This window comes from Arachidicoccus rhizosphaerae (genome assembly GCF_900107765.1).
Lineage (GTDB): Bacteria > Bacteroidota > Bacteroidia > Chitinophagales > Chitinophagaceae > Arachidicoccus > Arachidicoccus rhizosphaerae.
Map to the genome: position 1 here is coordinate 1 of NZ_FNQY01000005.1, position 15,586 is coordinate 15,586.

11 protein-coding genes are annotated in these 15,586 nt (G+C 41.5%); 2 read left to right on the plus strand and 9 right to left on the minus strand.

Annotation, left to right across the window (positions count from 1 at the left end; translation table 11 throughout):
- Positions 1–530: 530 nt before the first annotated feature.
- A complete protein-coding gene (locus BLU80_RS05620; protein ID WP_091394804.1) occupies positions 531–1,739 on the plus strand; it encodes a hypothetical protein in 1,209 nt (402 codons plus the stop codon).
- A gap of 241 nt (positions 1,740–1,980) precedes the next feature.
- On the plus strand, positions 1,981–3,498 hold the full coding sequence (gene lysS, locus BLU80_RS05625) for a lysine--tRNA ligase (RefSeq protein WP_091394807.1): 1,518 nt from the start codon (positions 1,981–1,983) through the stop codon (positions 3,496–3,498).
- 256 nt (positions 3,499–3,754) lie between these two features.
- Here lysS and BLU80_RS05630 read toward each other — a convergent pair whose 3' ends face one another.
- The 9 genes from BLU80_RS05630 to BLU80_RS05670 form a co-directional block, all read right to left on the minus strand.
- Complete coding sequence (locus BLU80_RS05630) at positions 3,755–4,693, minus strand: DUF6607 family protein (RefSeq protein WP_091394809.1); 939 nt, start codon at positions 4,691–4,693, stop codon at positions 3,755–3,757.
- A gap of 55 nt (positions 4,694–4,748) precedes the next feature.
- The gene (locus BLU80_RS05635; RefSeq protein ID WP_211481763.1) at positions 4,749–6,167 is read right to left on the minus strand and encodes an HmuY family protein; all 1,419 of its coding nucleotides are present in this window, start codon (positions 6,165–6,167) and stop codon (positions 4,749–4,751) included.
- Positions 6,168–6,221: 54 nt separating this feature from the next.
- Complete coding sequence (locus BLU80_RS05640; RefSeq protein WP_091394812.1) at positions 6,222–8,366, minus strand: TonB-dependent receptor plug domain-containing protein; 2,145 nt, start codon at positions 8,364–8,366, stop codon at positions 6,222–6,224.
- A 213-nt stretch (positions 8,367–8,579) separates the two neighbouring features.
- Entirely contained in the window at positions 8,580–10,109 is a 1,530-nt protein-coding gene (locus tag BLU80_RS05645; RefSeq protein ID WP_091394814.1) for a sulfatase family protein, read from the minus strand.
- A gap of 184 nt (positions 10,110–10,293) precedes the next feature.
- Entirely contained in the window at positions 10,294–11,721 is a 1,428-nt protein-coding gene (locus BLU80_RS05650; RefSeq protein WP_091394817.1) for a DUF6600 domain-containing protein, read from the minus strand.
- Between the two features lie 117 nt (positions 11,722–11,838).
- Positions 11,839–12,561 (minus strand): 3-deoxy-manno-octulosonate cytidylyltransferase, encoded by a 723-nt coding sequence (kdsB, locus tag BLU80_RS05655; RefSeq protein WP_091394818.1) that lies wholly within the window; start codon positions 12,559–12,561, stop codon positions 11,839–11,841.
- A gap of 36 nt (positions 12,562–12,597) precedes the next feature.
- Positions 12,598–13,302 carry a monofunctional biosynthetic peptidoglycan transglycosylase gene (gene mtgA / locus BLU80_RS05660; protein WP_091395360.1) on the minus strand — a complete coding sequence of 235 codons (705 nt, stop codon included), beginning with the start codon at positions 13,300–13,302 and terminating at the stop codon, positions 12,598–12,600.
- Positions 13,303–13,400: 98 nt separating this feature from the next.
- Positions 13,401–14,684: a winged helix DNA-binding domain-containing protein gene (locus tag BLU80_RS05665; RefSeq protein WP_091394821.1), complete on the minus strand. Its 1,284-nt coding sequence runs from the start codon at positions 14,682–14,684 to the stop codon at positions 13,401–13,403.
- Positions 14,663–15,562 (minus strand): flavin reductase family protein, encoded by a 900-nt coding sequence (locus BLU80_RS05670; protein ID WP_091394822.1) that lies wholly within the window; start codon positions 15,560–15,562, stop codon positions 14,663–14,665. The genes BLU80_RS05665 and BLU80_RS05670 overlap by 22 nt, the downstream gene beginning before the upstream one ends.
- Positions 15,563–15,586 lie beyond the last annotated feature (24 nt).

Here is a 15,586-nt window from a genome sequence, read left to right on the forward strand (position 1 = left end):
ACAGTAATTCAGAGTAGAATTTCTTTTTACTGTTGACGGAGCTTCCAGAGAATGACAAAAAATATTTTTCGCACTAATTTAATTATAGTTTCTTTGTAGGGTAGGATTTGTGTTGGCAGCGCAGCAAGCTAAAATCCTGTATTAAAATAAAATACTATATAATGAGCACAGTATCGCCCAGGCGATACCTCAATATTCTCCATAACTTTTTACTTTTATCAACTTCGAGTTGACAGCCCGTTCCTGAGACGGGCTTTTTTTTGCGTTAAGAACTAATACAAATATACAATATATATTAATTATAAACAACTAATATTTAATAAAATAAAAAATATTTTCCGCGATTTAGCCCTTTTTTTGCTTAGGAGAATTTTCAGGATTTCTGTTCTACGGATCTGGTATACCAGCTCGACAAAATACACTCCCATTTTGTTGGTTCACCCAAGCAATTGTTTGGTGATGTAAAAGATAGTCGCATAGAAGGGTGCTGTACTTATAGCCTCCCAAATTTATTGATGCAGTGCGTCTACATGTTTCAGATACACGGTGGTAGTCGTAATAAAATGAATGGTCTGGCATGCTATGGTAAGTATTTTAAAGAGAATTTTGAGCTTCAGTTCCCTGGTTTGACCTGGGCTCATTTTGACACCGTAAACAACGCCATTGGTTCTGTTAGCACCGATGACCTTTCCAATGCTCGCAAGCTCCTTATTAAGCAATTGATCAGGAAGAAAGTGTGTAGGGCCAAGGATGGGTATCACCACATTATCTTTGATGGAACTGGTGTGTGCAGTTATAAGAATGCACCCGTGGACAACGCTTATTATAGAACAAAAAACGACACCACTACTTATTATGCTTATGTGTTGGAGGCCAAACTCCTTACAAACGACAATATGGTATTATCTGTAGCCAGTGAAATGCTCAACAACGATAACAATGAAGAATTTGACAAACAGGACTGTGAGGGCAAAGCCTTTAAGCGGCTGGCGGCCCGCATACATGAGGATTTTCCGCGTCTTCCAATTTGCATTCATTTAGACGGGCTGTATGCCAATGGCCCTGTAATGGACATCTGCGAGCAATATGGCTGGAAGTATATAATTACACGGAAGGATGGTAATTTAAAAAAACTTGATGAGCAGATAATAGACAAGAGTTCTAAGGAAAAGAAGGTTTTTAGCTACCCGGTAGTCGTCAACCCGAAAGGTAAAAATGTTATCTATGGCGACGCTAGTTTTTGCTGGGTAGATGGGCTCACCCATCAGGATCATCAATTTAATTATATGGAAGGCTTAATACCTGTTTATGATCCAAAGCAGGAAGCCACGGAGTTCACTAAGTTTGCCTATATAACAAACCTTGAAATCAAGGACTCTGCTGTAGATAATGATAAGCTGGAAAAAGCTGTCATTGCGAGGGTAGAATGCGGAAGAGTACGCTGGAAAATAGAGAACGAGGGGTTTAATATCCAGAAGAATAATGGCTTTAACATGGAGCATAAGTTTGTCCGAAATAGCATCATTAACCTGCATAAATACTATATCCTGCTTCAGATAGCTCACATTATTACACAGCTGGCTATAAAATCAAAAGTGGTATCTGCATTTTTAGCAAAAGACGGAAGAGCAACGGTTCAGCTGTTGTGGACAATGCTAATGTCCGTAATAACTGTGACGCTTCTGGATGCCGAAAAACTATATGCGGGACGTGCTAAGTGTCAAATCCGGCTGGAATGAGTTTGGGGCAGGAGGATAAGCCGTTAAACCTTACTGAAAAACAATTTATTAACCCCTAACACAAAAACAAAACCAAGCCAATCTGCACCAAAAATTAAGACTCAGCCTACTGAGGTGGCCAAACTATGCCTGATATCGAAAATCCTGTCTTAAACCGGAAAAAGTAAATAATTCACTCTGAATTACTGAAAAATAAGAACCCTTCTGCAAATTCACGAATTCCTTACTATCTTTGCGCCCTATGAGTCAGAATCTTTCAGAACAAGAAATAATCCGGAGAGACAAACTAAAAGCACTGGAAGCGGCAGGCATCCAGGCTTATCCAGCTCCGTTATACCCCGTAACGCATTATTCCGAGGACATCAAGTCCGGTTTTACCGAAGAAAATAAAGACGACTTTGCAGATGTCACCCTGGCAGGAAGAGTCATGAGCATCAATGATAAAGGCAAAGTATTCTTTATAAAAATCCAGGACAGCAAGGGAATCATTCAGTTATATGTCAAAAGAGATGAAATCTGCCCTGAGGAAGATAAAACATTCTGGACCCTTGTCATAAAAGGACTCGACCTGGGTGATTTTCTGGGTGTTAAGGGCTTTGTTTTTATTACAAAGACTGGGGAAACCTCCATTCACGCAAAAGAAATCACTTTACTGGCAAAATCCTTAAAACCCTTGCCAGTAGTTAAAAGAGATGAATCAGGTCATGTTTTTGACGCCGTATCCGACCCAGAGTTCAGATACCGTCAGCGTTATGCGGACCTGGTGATCAACCCGGACGTAAAAGATACTTTTATTAAAAGGACCAAAATCATCAATACCATCCGTGAATACCTAAACGCACAAGGCGCATTAGAGGTCGACACACCGGTATTGCAAGCCATTCCTGGCGGAGCGGCTGCAAGGCCTTTTATCACGCATCACAATGCCCTGGATGTCCCCTTCTATCTGCGTATAGCGAACGAGTTATATCTGAAAAGACTGATTGTAGGAGGTTTTGACTGGGTATATGAGTTTAGCAGAAATTTCAGAAATGAGGGAATGGACCGGACACACAATCCGGAGTTCACAGTATTGGAATGGTATACTGCCTATAAAGACTATATCTGGATGATGGAAATCACTGAACAGCTAATGGAAAAACTCGCCATTGCAGTTCATGGCACCACTGAAGTTCCGTTAGGAGATAAAATAATCAGCTTTAAAGCACCCTTTAAAAGAATTTCCATATTTGATGCCATTAAAGAAAATACCGGCATCGACATCAGTAATATGGATGAAGCGGGTCTAAGAGAAGTATGTAAGGAATTAAAAATCGAAGTAGCTCCAAATATCGGTAAAGGAAAGTTGATTGATGAGATATTTGGTGAAACATCTGAACATACCTACACACAACCGACCTTTATTATCGATTACCCTGTTGAAATGTCGCCACTTACCAAAAAGCATCGTAGCAAGGCAGGTCTGGTGGAAAGATTTGAACTAATGATCAACGGTAAAGAAGTGGCCAATGCTTATAGCGAACTTAACGACCCGGTAGATCAAAGAGAGAGATTTGAAGAGCAGTCTAAACTCATGGAAAGAGGCGATGACGAAGCCATGTTTATAGATCAGGACTTTTTAAGAGCACTGGAATACGGCATGCCGCCAACCAGCGGTATCGGTATCGGTATTGACAGACTGGTTATGATGCTGACCAATCAGGTAAGCATACAGGATGTGCTCCTATTTCCCCAGATGCGTCCGGAAAAACAGGATTAATCAAGGAAAGGAGACACCACCTTAATTTCAAGCCAATTTCATTATTTTCTTAATACTAGAGGCCCCACACGTGTGGGGCCTCTAGTATTAAGAAAATAACATGCAGCTATTGGCAGGCCTTCAACATATGTCCATCTAAAATTATAATTGACTATAGAAAATTAAAAAGACCCATCCCTATTGATTGGTTATAATCAATACGGACGGGTCAAGAATTCAGATATTTTCATTCTATGGATTGTTTACTCCAATCCATTTATAATGTATCCAGAATCACTACATATTTATCCATTAGCCGTCTGATTGCGGCCTTCCTGTCCTTTGGTTCAGCTTTGGTTTGCGCATTTTCCAAATCATCTAATGATTCATAAAGACGCTTGCCATCCACCTTTCCTTTTAACTGAACAAAATCTGCTTTGTCAAGGATCTCATCCCAGTTACCACGTACATCAGCCCAAAAATCAGCCTTATAGCCGCTCCAGAAGGTCTTTGCTGCATCACATTCACCATCTGGGAGTCTTACATAATCATTATAGCCTTTTTCCTCAGCAAGAGTACTATCAGAAGTATTATCTTTTCTGATAATTTTCTTATTGTCCTGTTCATGGATATACCCCTGATCAGAAACCACAAGACGGTTTGTCCTGTTCATTACATTATAGTCCTTTCTGGTTGTATATTCTCTTCTGGGTAAAGGAGCATCCGTTGTATTCAGCCAAAAGGTCTGATCGTTCAAATTAACCCATTTCCCGGCACCCATATAACGAGGTGCGTCAGTCACTTCCCAAACAGATTGCGTCCAGGTATCCTTAACATCTTTGGGAGAGACTTTTACTTTTTTCCAGGTTTGATCTTTTACATACTCCCAGCGAACATTTTTTTCAAAATCCCAGTCTTCACGCCAATGCTTGATAATTGTTCCGCCTGGTACAACAAGAATATGCTGAATCACCACTTTTTTGGGTGTTTTTATTATTGGCAATTCATATTCCGTAACCGGGCGATTATCCCTTGGATGTGATTTGAATGTATTGTTCGTGTCGTTGGTAAAAGTCTCGGCATAGTTAAAGGTTACCGCAAAGCAGCCACATAACTTATCGATAGAAGATTTATCCAGTGCAGACTGAGCATGACCAAGGCTAATCCCCATTGGCACTGCCATTAACAGCGGCAGAATTTTTTTAGAAATTCCCATAATTAAAAATTTATAGATTGATGATTATTGCTTTATTTATTTAAAATTGTACTTCTTATTCAGCTGCTTTTACAAGCGCATATTCAATGTTCGGATAACCTCTGGTTCCGCCATCCTGACTGATAAAGTTGTTGAATCTCAGTTTATAGTAATTGCCGATCGGATCTTTGATAATAAAGAATCTATCTGTATATACTCCAATGGCAGTCCCGGTAGTTGCACGCCAATTTGAACCAATGGCATCTCTTTCTCCACTAAAGCTCAGACCAGTCAGATCCTTGGCAGCGAAGGCGTCATACTTAACATCTGCCGTCTTGACTTCAGCAGCCTGCACACCGTCATAATTATTAATAAACACAAGATCAGAGAATGGATAATAAATGGAACTACTACCGGTGCTGGTATAATAAGAACCTACACCCCATTGAAAATCCCACTTTTTACCGGCCGGCATCACATCCACTAAACTACCATTATCCAGGCTGACATAAGAGAAAGTATGTGAATCATCTTTGGTAATATCAACAGTCTTAAATGTTGCGTCCGCGATTTTTGCATATTGCAACTGGTAACCGCCATCTTTTTGGATAATTCTGATTTTCATCCAGTCTCTGTTTCCGTCAGAATGTGCAGCAGCTTCGCCTCTATTGAGAATATATACTTTATTGGCTGAAGCGTCAGAAGAAATGGCACCAATCACGGTTTTTGATAAATCACCGCTAAAATCATCCACTTTTGCCAAATCACCTGATGTATAAGTACTGGTTAATACGATGCCGGCAGTATCCGCTGCAGTAACCTGGGTTAAATCCGTCTTATTGATCGCCACGGCCATTGCTTCAGGCAGCGTATTATTTAGGATTACTCTAAAGTCATCCCCGCTATAAAAACCCAGATCCCATTTGATGCGGTTAACTGCAGTTTGCTTATTGGCGCTTAAATCTACAAATACCACATTTTCAGCTGCGCTGCCACCTTCACCACCATTGATCTTCATACTGCTTCCCTCTGAAACAATTGCAGAAAATACAACATTCAGGGAATCTGTCATCCCAACAACAACCGAACTACTGACGGAACCGATAACGAAACTCAAAAATTCATCCCCGTCAAGAGTGACTCCTGCTGCCTTGGTAACCTTAAATACGGCTTCCTGTGCACCTTGTTCATAAGGAACTTGCAAAACACCGTTGGAAGCAACCGGATCGGTTTCATATTGAGTGCCGTATGTCACACCATTCTCACCCAATTGAACTTCAATAGTACCTGCTGCATCTGCCGCTCTGGAAAAATTCAGGTGTACTTCCAGCGAAGATTCATCTGCACTGAAACCCACTTTACTTGATTCAAACTGAACCTGGTTGGCTGCCACAGGAGGATCATCCTTTTTGCAGGCAGTTAATGAAAAAGCAACGACACTCACTAACAGCATTATTTGTTTAAATGCTTTAAATTGAAAACGAAAACTCTGCATTTCTATTGATTTAAATAATTAAAATTGTTATTACATATTTTATATAAACCGCATTTACGGCCAGCGCCAATTAATTCCGATAAAATAACTTCTTCCGTAGCTCAGCGGCAGCGGACCTCCGGTACTATGTGCCACTTCCCCGCCCATACTGGTATTATTCAAATTGGTAACATTGAATATATTCTTAACACCGGCACTTAACTTCAATGCTTTAATAACCGGAACACTGGCACTAAAATCCAGCCAGTTAAAAGAGCCTGTTTTTGCTAAAAAGGGGCGCTGCTCCCCATCTATCTCATCTATTTCATATTGAGACAGCGCTCCTGTGAATTTATATTGCAGCCCTAGCTCGAGCTGAGATTTAGTAAACACATAACTAAGATCTGCGCTCAGCTCAGGGGACCAGACAAATTCAGGTAAATTTGAACTGGCATAAGTCTGATCAGCGTAATAGGTATTATATTTAGCCACATAAGCAAATCCTAAACCTGCGTGAAATCCTCCGGACTGCAGCTGGGCATTGAGAGAGGTACCTAATGTCTTATATTTCGCCAGATTTATATAAGAATAGACATTCGTTCCCAAACTGGGATCTAAGGCCATTTCTATCCTGTTTCTATAATCATTATAGAAGAAATTCCAATCCGCACTTGCCTGTAAACCGGAAGCCGGTAAATGCAGCCAGCTAACAGAAGCGCTATAGGCATGCGCATATTCTGCCTTTAAATTTTCATTTCCTTTGATGGAATGGTTGGCATCAAAGAACCAAAAATATAATTCTCTAAGCGCAGGGGCTCTGAAACCGCGTGCATAAGACAGTCTTAACGCGAGGTCATGCCCTAAATTAATTTTTGCGTTTAAGGCCGGAATGACCGGCGGAGCATCATAGATGGAATTTTTGCTAAAGCGAAGACCTGGCCGGACTGCTAACCAGCTGAAAGGCTTATAATCTCCTGACACAAACAAAGAATAATTATCAATGGTCGGTTCGCCTTCAATTCTTGGTCCGCTCCCTTTCTCATGGGTTAGTTCAAGGCCAATTAAGCCTTCCAGCTTTTCATTGAATTTGTGATGGCCTGTGAGTCTTATAAACCCGCTGTTAAAATCCGATTTTTCCTGTAAATCGGGATCCGGAATTAAATTCCTTACTCCAGTTTCAGTATTATAAGTCGTGGTTCTTGTTCTACGGCTATAAAGTTGATAAGAGCCATCCATATTAAAGCGCCAGCTTTTCTCGGGCGTCCAGTTAAGATTCATCTGATGCGTGGATCTGTCCGTCAGATACTCTTTATCAGTAGCCTGCAGGGTATTCGGATTTTCGGCTCCAAGCGACCAGATATCTTCCTGGAGATATTGAAATCTATACCATCCGCTCCATTTCTTATCCTGAAAACCAACCCTGGCTCCTGCCAGCCACTGCTCTTTAGGTAACCAATCCTTGGTTCTGGAACCTTTGTTTTCCTCAGCAGTCCAGCCACCAAAATTATTTCTGGTCAAAGAAGCATCTGCAAATATCTTTCCTTTACGCCAGTTTAATCCAAGATTTCCATTATGTACACCATCCTTATCGAATGGCTGATATTCATTCCCAGCCGTCTGTTCCAGTAAATTGATCTCTGCGCCAAAATGGCCTAATTTCGGCTCTTTTACTTGACTGATGGTAAGGCTTGTTGATTTTGTAATTATATTGATTACACCGGCCAGCGCGTCAGCGCCGTACATGACAGATAACGGTCCCTCTACGATTTCAATCCGTTCAATGCTATGTAAATCTATCTGACTCAAACTGTTTCTGGTAGCTCCTCTATCTAATAATGGAACACCGTCCAGCAATATTTTTATATTCTCCCCGGCCATACCTAGCAACGAAATATCTGTTTCACCCAGGGTCTGATCCGTCGACATCCGTACGCCGGTCATTGTTCTGAGAACATCCAGCAAATCGGTACCATGCCTTCTTTCAATCGCCTTCTTATCAATCACACGAATTCTGTAAAGTGATTTTTGCAAACCTCCCGGCTCAAACATACCTATCACTACAACTTGTTGTAATTCTGATACTTTACTGCTGTCTGTCCCTTTTTCCACATGAAATGTATCCGACTTTCCAATACCTTGGCCTTTAGCAGCAGCAACTGCTGACAATCCATATAAAAAGCCAACTGCAAAAATCCACTTTCCAATTCTCCCCCAGCTCATATAATGTTATTTCGGCTGCAAAGGTCCACTACAGAAGGGGTGTTTATTTATCGAAACGGGAAAATAAGTATCGTAATCAGGAAATTTTCATATAAAATCAATACAAAAGGATTTTTTTGGCGCTTAAACAGAGCATAAAAAAAGACTTTTTGCTGCAGTTTAATTGCACTTCAGCAAAAAGTCTTTTTACATTATTTGATAAAACAGAATTCTTTACTCCAGCTCTTTTCTGATTTCCTCCAGTCGCTTTTGCAACTGTTTTACCTTATTCGGATATTTAGCGGCCAGATTTTCTAACTCAGCTTTATCTTCTGAGATATGGTATAACTGGGGTTTTTCACTATTTCCGGATTCAATATTTACATTACTTAAAACGGCTGGTCCACTATGAGGTTCAATATATTTCCAGCCATCACTAACGATACCTAAAGTCATATTGGCAGCCTGCTCCACCACCTCTGATCTGCCTTTGTCGGTTTTCCCCAGTAAAGTTTCCAGGTTATTTTTGCTATCTGTAAATTCTGAAGCAGGGAGTTTTTCACCCAGCAGAGAAGCAAAGCTGGCCATCAGGTCCATCTGGCTAAACAAAGCATCCGTCTTTACCGCTTTAACTTGCCCCTTCCAGTAAACAATAAAAGGAACACGGGTCCCGCCTTCCAATGCACTATATTTTCCACCCCTGAAAGGACCAGTCGGTTTATAATTTTCAGCATGGGCAGTTTGCTCAGCCTGATCCAGATAACCATCATTTAACACGGGCCCGTTATCGCTGGAAAAAATAATTATTGTATTGTCCAGAATACCTCTTTGTTTTAAAGCCGCTAAAATCACACCTACGCTATGATCCATTTCCAAAATAACATCCCCTCTATACCCTAACTTGCTTTTCCCCTTAAAAACAGTTGCCGGCATTCTGGGAACATGGATATTTTGAATGGCATAATAAAGAAAGAAGGGTTTTCCGTCTTTTAAACTTCGATCAATAAAATCAATTGATTTTGTATTGAAAGTACCTCCCAATTCTTCATCTGTCCATGTCGCCCGCTTGCCTCCTGACATAAAACCAATACGTCCGATACCATTGGTTATATGACCATCATGTCCCTGACGGGGATCACTATGAATTTTGAGCATTTCCGGGTGTTGCTTCCCCGTCAACTCTTCAGGAAATTGTTTTTGATAATCCACCTTAATAGGATCTGCGCTGTCAAGGCCTACAACTTTTTGATTCTCCATAAAAACCGTAGGCGTTCTGTCTGCCGTAGCTGGGAAAATGAAAGAATAGTCAAATCCGACTTCTCTGGGGCCAGGATTAACTTCCTGATTCCAGTCGATCGGAAAATGATCACCCAGGCCCAGATGCCATTTACCCACCACCCCAGTCATATAACCGGCTCTTTGAAAAACTTTTGGCAAGGTCGTAATATCAGTCGGAATAATCAGATTGGCATTCCCGGGTAAAATGTTTGTTCCTTTTTTACGCCAGGCATACCGGCCTGAAAGAATAGAAAACCTGGAGGGTGTACAGGTAGAAGCAGTACAATGCGCATCCGTAAATTGTCTGCCGTTTTGTGCCAGCCAGTCAATATTAGGCGTTGCAATCGCCCTAGCCCCATAACTGCTCAGGTCTCCATACCCTAAATCATCCGTATAAAGAATCAATACGTTGGGTCGTTGCTGCGCAAAACCTTTCAGGGCGAATATCGAAAAAAATGATGCCAACAAAATTGTAGAAAATCTCATATATGAATTGTACTTAATGACTAAGAGAACAATATCCCTTGATTCAAATGTACAAAAAACTGGCAATTCCATGCCTCTTCCCGGCTTATTTCCATTCCTTATCTCAACTTGTATATAAATGCAATATGGCTATACAATTAAATGTACAGCCATATCTTCTTTTTATAAAGTTACTGATTGTAAACTATCTGCCTCTGGTGGCTCTTCTGGAACTGCTGGAAGAAGAATTACTTCTTTGTTGTACTCTTTCTACTCTTTGTTCCGTACGCTGTGCTCTTTGGGCCTGTTGTTGTTGCGCTCTTTGGGTAGCTCGTTGCGCTCTTTGCTGTGCAGCTGCACGCTGCTGAGTGGCTCTTTGCTCTTGAGCACGCTGCTGTGTTGCTCTTTGTTGCTCTGCGCGTTGCTGTTGCTCTGCACGTTGCTGTTGCTGGGCACGCTGCTGCTGTTGTGCCCTCTGCTGTTGTTCAGCTCTTTGTTGCGTAGCCCTTTGTTCAGCAGCGCGTTGCTGAGTGGCTCTTTGTTGCTGCTGACTTCTCTGCTGAGCAGCTCTTTGTTGTTGAACACGCTGCTGAGTGCTGGTTGAAGGCTGCGTCCTTGTCGGCGTTGACCTTTGGGTGTTTGTATTACTGCGCACCGGTGCAGTGGACCTGGTAGCGCCATTTGTTCTGTTTGTATTCGATCTGGATGGCGTGGTACCTCTTTGCGTATTCGTACGGTTATTGCCCTGATTGACACCTGGACTTGTCGTTCTAGAGCCTTCTCTGACAGCCGGCCGGTAAACATGCAGCTCATTATTTCTTAACCCTGCACTTCTGGAGTTATTGGTACTCACCACTCTGGTTGTTCTGACGGCTCTTCCCGTGCTTCTGGATACATCCCTTGCCTGTGGTCCCATTGCATAACGGTCATGTCCGGAACCTCTGTAATTAGAAATAATATTGGAGCGTCTGATAATAGTATTATACCTGCTTCTGGGTATATAATAATTATGAATATTATGATACCCTAAATATCTTCTGGGCATAAAAGTCCAGAAATTAATAGGAATCGATCCAACAGAAAAGCTCAATCCTATACTGGTACCCGGAGCTAACGGTGCCCAGCCATACATATCTGATGTTGAGCTCCAGCCCACCCAGGCTGGTCCCCACTGATAACCAGGAACCCAATACCAGCCATACATATTATTATACCCCCAACGACCATAATGGAATGGCGCCCATCCCCAGTTATAGTTAGACACCCAGGTCCAGCCATAATTAGTATAAGTCCAATACCCGTTAGTAGAATAAGGTTGAAAGCCTTGAACATTAGCAATCCACACACGACCGTAATTCGGATCAGAAACCCAGCGGCCGTAAGGAGCTAATTGTGTATAAAAATCGTTAAAGCTAATTTGTGCGTTGCTGCCATCATTGCTATATTGATCATAGTTGTCGTCATTATAATCATAGCTGTTATCATAACTATTATCATTGCCATTGTTATAGTTATTATCATAGCCATTATCATAATTACCATAATCCTCCTGCGCATAAGCGGTTGTATTGCAACCAAATGCAAATATTCCCGCTGTAAAGAGAATTAATAGTGATGGAAAATACTTTTTCATAATATGATTTTAGGTAATTACTAATAATTGTTATGCAAGTACAATACCAACTTGCATAACTATGACACCGAAATATAACCAATGTTTAATAAAACCTGCAATTTTAACTACCAGGCATTAGCTTTTCATTAATTTCCTGGCTCTTTCCAAATCATCCGGAGTATCAATTTCTACTCCCATTTTTGAAACTTGTACCATTCTGAGGGGTACTCCGTTTTCCAAATATCTTAAACATTCAATTTTCTCCGCAAGTTCCAGAGCAGTCATTTCCCATTTGGTAAATTGAATCAAAGCCTCTTTTCTAAAAGCATATACGCCTTTATGTTCATAGCAGGTGATGGCTATATCAGTATTGCGTGGATAAGGAATTCTGGATCTGCTAAAGAGTAAAGAGTTGTTTTTCTTATCCACTACGACTTTAACGCAATTAGGATTATTCATCTGGTCTTCTTCCTCAAACGGCTGCATTAAAGAGGCTACCTGCACCTGCGGATCTTCAAATGCAGCTACAAGTCTTGCCAGTACTTCCTGATTGATAAAAGGAGTGTCACCCTGGACATTCAGGATTATATCCACTTCCATGTCTTTCGCTATTTCAGCTATCCGGTCACTTCCACTTTCATAATGACTTGCCGTCATTTTAGCTAATCCGCCATGAGAAGTTATCTCATTAAAAATAATATCACTGTCGGTGGCCACCATTACCTGATCAAAGAGTCCGGTTGCCAGGGTTCTTTCATAGGTATGCCTGATGACTGTTTTACCGGCCAGGTCCTGCATCAATTTGCCAGGAAACCGGGAGGCCTTATAGCGAGCGGGGATTAATGCAACTACTTTCATATTGATAGATTAAAGTATTATAGGAAATAAAATTTACTATTTAGATACTGTCAAAGTTTTTATTTTTTCATTATCCTGGATATTGCGCATCTGCCTTAAAATCCAGCCGGCTTTAAAATTTACAAACTTACTTCTAGGCTTTACTGTATATTTTTTCGGATTAGGTAAACAGGCAATTATGGAAGCAGCCTCATTTCTGTTTAGATGGGCTGCATCCTTCTGATAATAACTTTCCGCCGCAGCCTGGATGCCGTAGATTCCTTTACCCATTTCAATGACATTTAAATAGACTTCCAGTATCCGCTTTTTACCCCAAATCCATTCAATTAGTTTGGTATACACAAATTCCGGCGCCTTCCTCAGATACTTTGTCACTCCTGATCCTTGCCACAAAAATACATTTTTAGCAGTCTGCTGACTTATCGTACTGGCAGCGGAACCCCTGGAACGCTTTCCTTTTTCACTTTCCAGACTTTGTTTGAGTGCGGGCCAGTCAAAACCGCCATGTATTGCAAATAACTGATCTTCACCTGCGATGGCAGCAAGTTTTGCATTTCCGCTAATTTTATCATATGAGACATAATCCCTTTTAAGTCCATTGCCACTTACCAGACTTCCGAGTTGTGTCAAAGTAATAGGCGGCATAACCCATTTACACACGACAAGGTATATAATGGACAGGGCAAACAGTTTTAATCCTGTCTTTAAAATCCAGATGCAGACACGTTTAATTTTTCTCACTGGGCAAAGATAATGGCAAATTCCTAAGGCTGCGCCAACGGAATAAAAACAAACATTTATCGGGGCAAAAGTCACCTGCTTTAGCGGAGCAATCTTTTTTATTTCGCTATTTGGAAGGACATAAGTGGCATATTTTTAAAACGGGCGAATAATTCAACCTCTGGCTCCAACCCTTTTAATAATGTTTTGATTTCAGCTGACTTAAGAGTTGTAAAAGGCAGAATTTTGATTTTAAGCCCCGGCACAGGTGCGCTTTTAACCTTACCCGCACTTTTGGCAGCGGTCGTCTTTTCCACTTGCCAGCTGGCCAGTATTTTACCATTTCTTACTACAGCGGGCCTGAACATCCCATTAACGGTTATAATCTGGCGATTAAATTCAGGTGCCAGCATGGCTGACCTGTCTTTATAACTGATCAGATACTCATCAAAGGCAGCCAGTAAATGCAAATTATCCCCCTTCCCGGATGAATTTCCCGGCTTCGAACCTCCACTTTTCGACTTGCCGGCTGACTGTACATCGGACCAATAATATAAATCTGTATTTTTAATGGAACTGTTCTCTGTTTTTTTATTCACTTCCTGCTTTTCCCAATGTACCAACTGATCCCCCAGTTCAACTAATGCCTTTTTAATTTCAGTTATATTGAGTCCCGACCACCAGGCAAAATCTGCTACACTGGCTGGCCCACGAGTGGAAAAATACCGGCTGGCCAACTCTCTGACACCCGCCGCTCCCTGCAGCTCTTTTTTTAAACGCAGGGCCTTTTCCATATTTTTCCCTAACATATTTTCGACCAAGCCATAACTATGCTTTTCATTTTTCACAGCACCACTGCAGATAATCCCTTCCAACTCTGCGTGCATTATATAATGATTGCTGCGATACTCATCCATTGAAAAGCCCCTTTGTTCCAAATGGCTGACCAGTTCCGCCTTTGACAAGTACGGTTCGTCGGATAAGATCCTGTATATGGCTTCATCTGCTTTTGCATATTCCTGTTGTAAAATACCCAGATGTTTATCTCTGCTGAACAGCGCTTTTTTTATAGCAGGTGCCGTTAAATGTAAGATCCAAAGCAAATCTTCACCAGCTAATAACTGCCAGGTTGGTCTGAGGGCATGGGTTCTCACAATATGGCCTTTCTCAAATGCTTTTTGTATTACGGCACCGGTCAGAAATTTTGCCTCAGCACAGTGGCCTAGTCTGTGACAGATTGCCCACTGTACCATATCAAAATGCTGTGCCTGTAATGCACCCATCCTCTGAACAAGGTGAGCTACATCCAGTACCTCATGCACGCTTAAGTGCTGTGCATCTATTCGGGCATCCAATAAATGCTGCTGCCCCTCAGGCAATTTTACTTTGGAGGTTGAAGCCATAGAATTGCAAGTGCTTTTTCAAGATTATTTTCCCGGATACTTTTTTGTGCAAATAAGTGCAGTTCCCTGATACACTCATTCTCACTTAAACCTGATTTAAAGATAGCATTAATTTCGGGTAAACTTAAAAGTTCTGCCAACTGTTTTTCTGTGGGCACCTTTTCCATATTTCCTATTCTGCCCAATTCATTTCCAGTCAATATGTGGGAAAACCGGACATGCTCAGGCAGACTGTCTACGCCAATCCCCATGGTTCTGAGCGGCTTTTCCACTTCAAACAGGTTTTCTGCCGTAACACGGCAATACCAATTGGCGCCAAGCCTTGCCACTAAATCCATTTTAGCCTGATCAATCTGTCCGGCTTCATTTAGCACCTCTTCCCTGACATGAATTTTAATAATCTCTGCAAAAACCAGATTTCCTGCCCCGGGTCCGGTTCCAAGCGGTTTTATTTCCTGAATAAGGCATTCAAGCTGCATAGGTGACTCCAATACTCTGGGAGGGCTAACCAGGTCAGAAGGCTCCATGGTAAAACCTGCCTTCTGAAATTCATTCACGCCTCTTGGATACTCTGTACTGGCAAGAGAGGTCTGCTGAACCATTGAATAGCTGACAATATTGATCACAGCCTCCCCCACTTCCATCACATTTTCCAGACTGTGTTTGATGGTATTATCCCGGACTCTTCTTGCCGGAGAGAAAATACAAACCGGGGGATTAGTGGAAAATAAATTAAAGAAACTAAAGGGACTGAGATTAATCTCTCCCGCTTTGCTGATGGTAGATACAAAACAAATCGGCCGGGGAGCAATTCCATGCTGTAGCCATGACTGCAGTTCAGTAGTGGATAACCGGGCCGGATCCAGACTTCTTATCATTATTAAAAGCGTTTTTCAGCGAAT

What these genes read in the sequence shown, in the direction of transcription:
- BLU80_RS05620 (WP_091394804.1), top strand. Translation starts at nt 531, where the DNA reads ATGTTTCAGATACACGGTGGTAGTCGTAATAAAATGAATGGTCTGGCA.
- lysS (WP_091394807.1), top strand. Translation starts at nt 1,981, where the DNA reads ATGAGTCAGAATCTTTCAGAACAAGAAATAATCCGGAGAGACAAACTA.
- BLU80_RS05630 (WP_091394809.1), bottom strand. Translation starts at nt 4,693, where the DNA reads ATGGGAATTTCTAAAAAAATTCTGCCGCTGTTAATGGCAGTGCCAATG.
- BLU80_RS05635 (WP_211481763.1), bottom strand. Translation starts at nt 6,167, where the DNA reads ATGCAGAGTTTTCGTTTTCAATTTAAAGCATTTAAACAAATAATGCTG.
- BLU80_RS05640 (WP_091394812.1), bottom strand. Translation starts at nt 8,366, where the DNA reads ATGAGCTGGGGGAGAATTGGAAAGTGGATTTTTGCAGTTGGCTTTTTA.
- BLU80_RS05645 (WP_091394814.1), bottom strand. Translation starts at nt 10,109, where the DNA reads ATGAGATTTTCTACAATTTTGTTGGCATCATTTTTTTCGATATTCGCC.
- BLU80_RS05650 (WP_091394817.1), bottom strand. Translation starts at nt 11,721, where the DNA reads ATGAAAAAGTATTTTCCATCACTATTAATTCTCTTTACAGCGGGAATA.
- kdsB (WP_091394818.1), bottom strand. Translation starts at nt 12,561, where the DNA reads ATGAAAGTAGTTGCATTAATCCCCGCTCGCTATAAGGCCTCCCGGTTT.
- BLU80_RS05665 (WP_091394821.1), bottom strand. Translation starts at nt 14,684, where the DNA reads ATGGCTTCAACCTCCAAAGTAAAATTGCCTGAGGGGCAGCAGCATTTA.
- BLU80_RS05670 (WP_091394822.1), bottom strand. Translation starts at nt 15,562, where the DNA reads ATGATAAGAAGTCTGGATCCGGCCCGGTTATCCACTACTGAACTGCAG.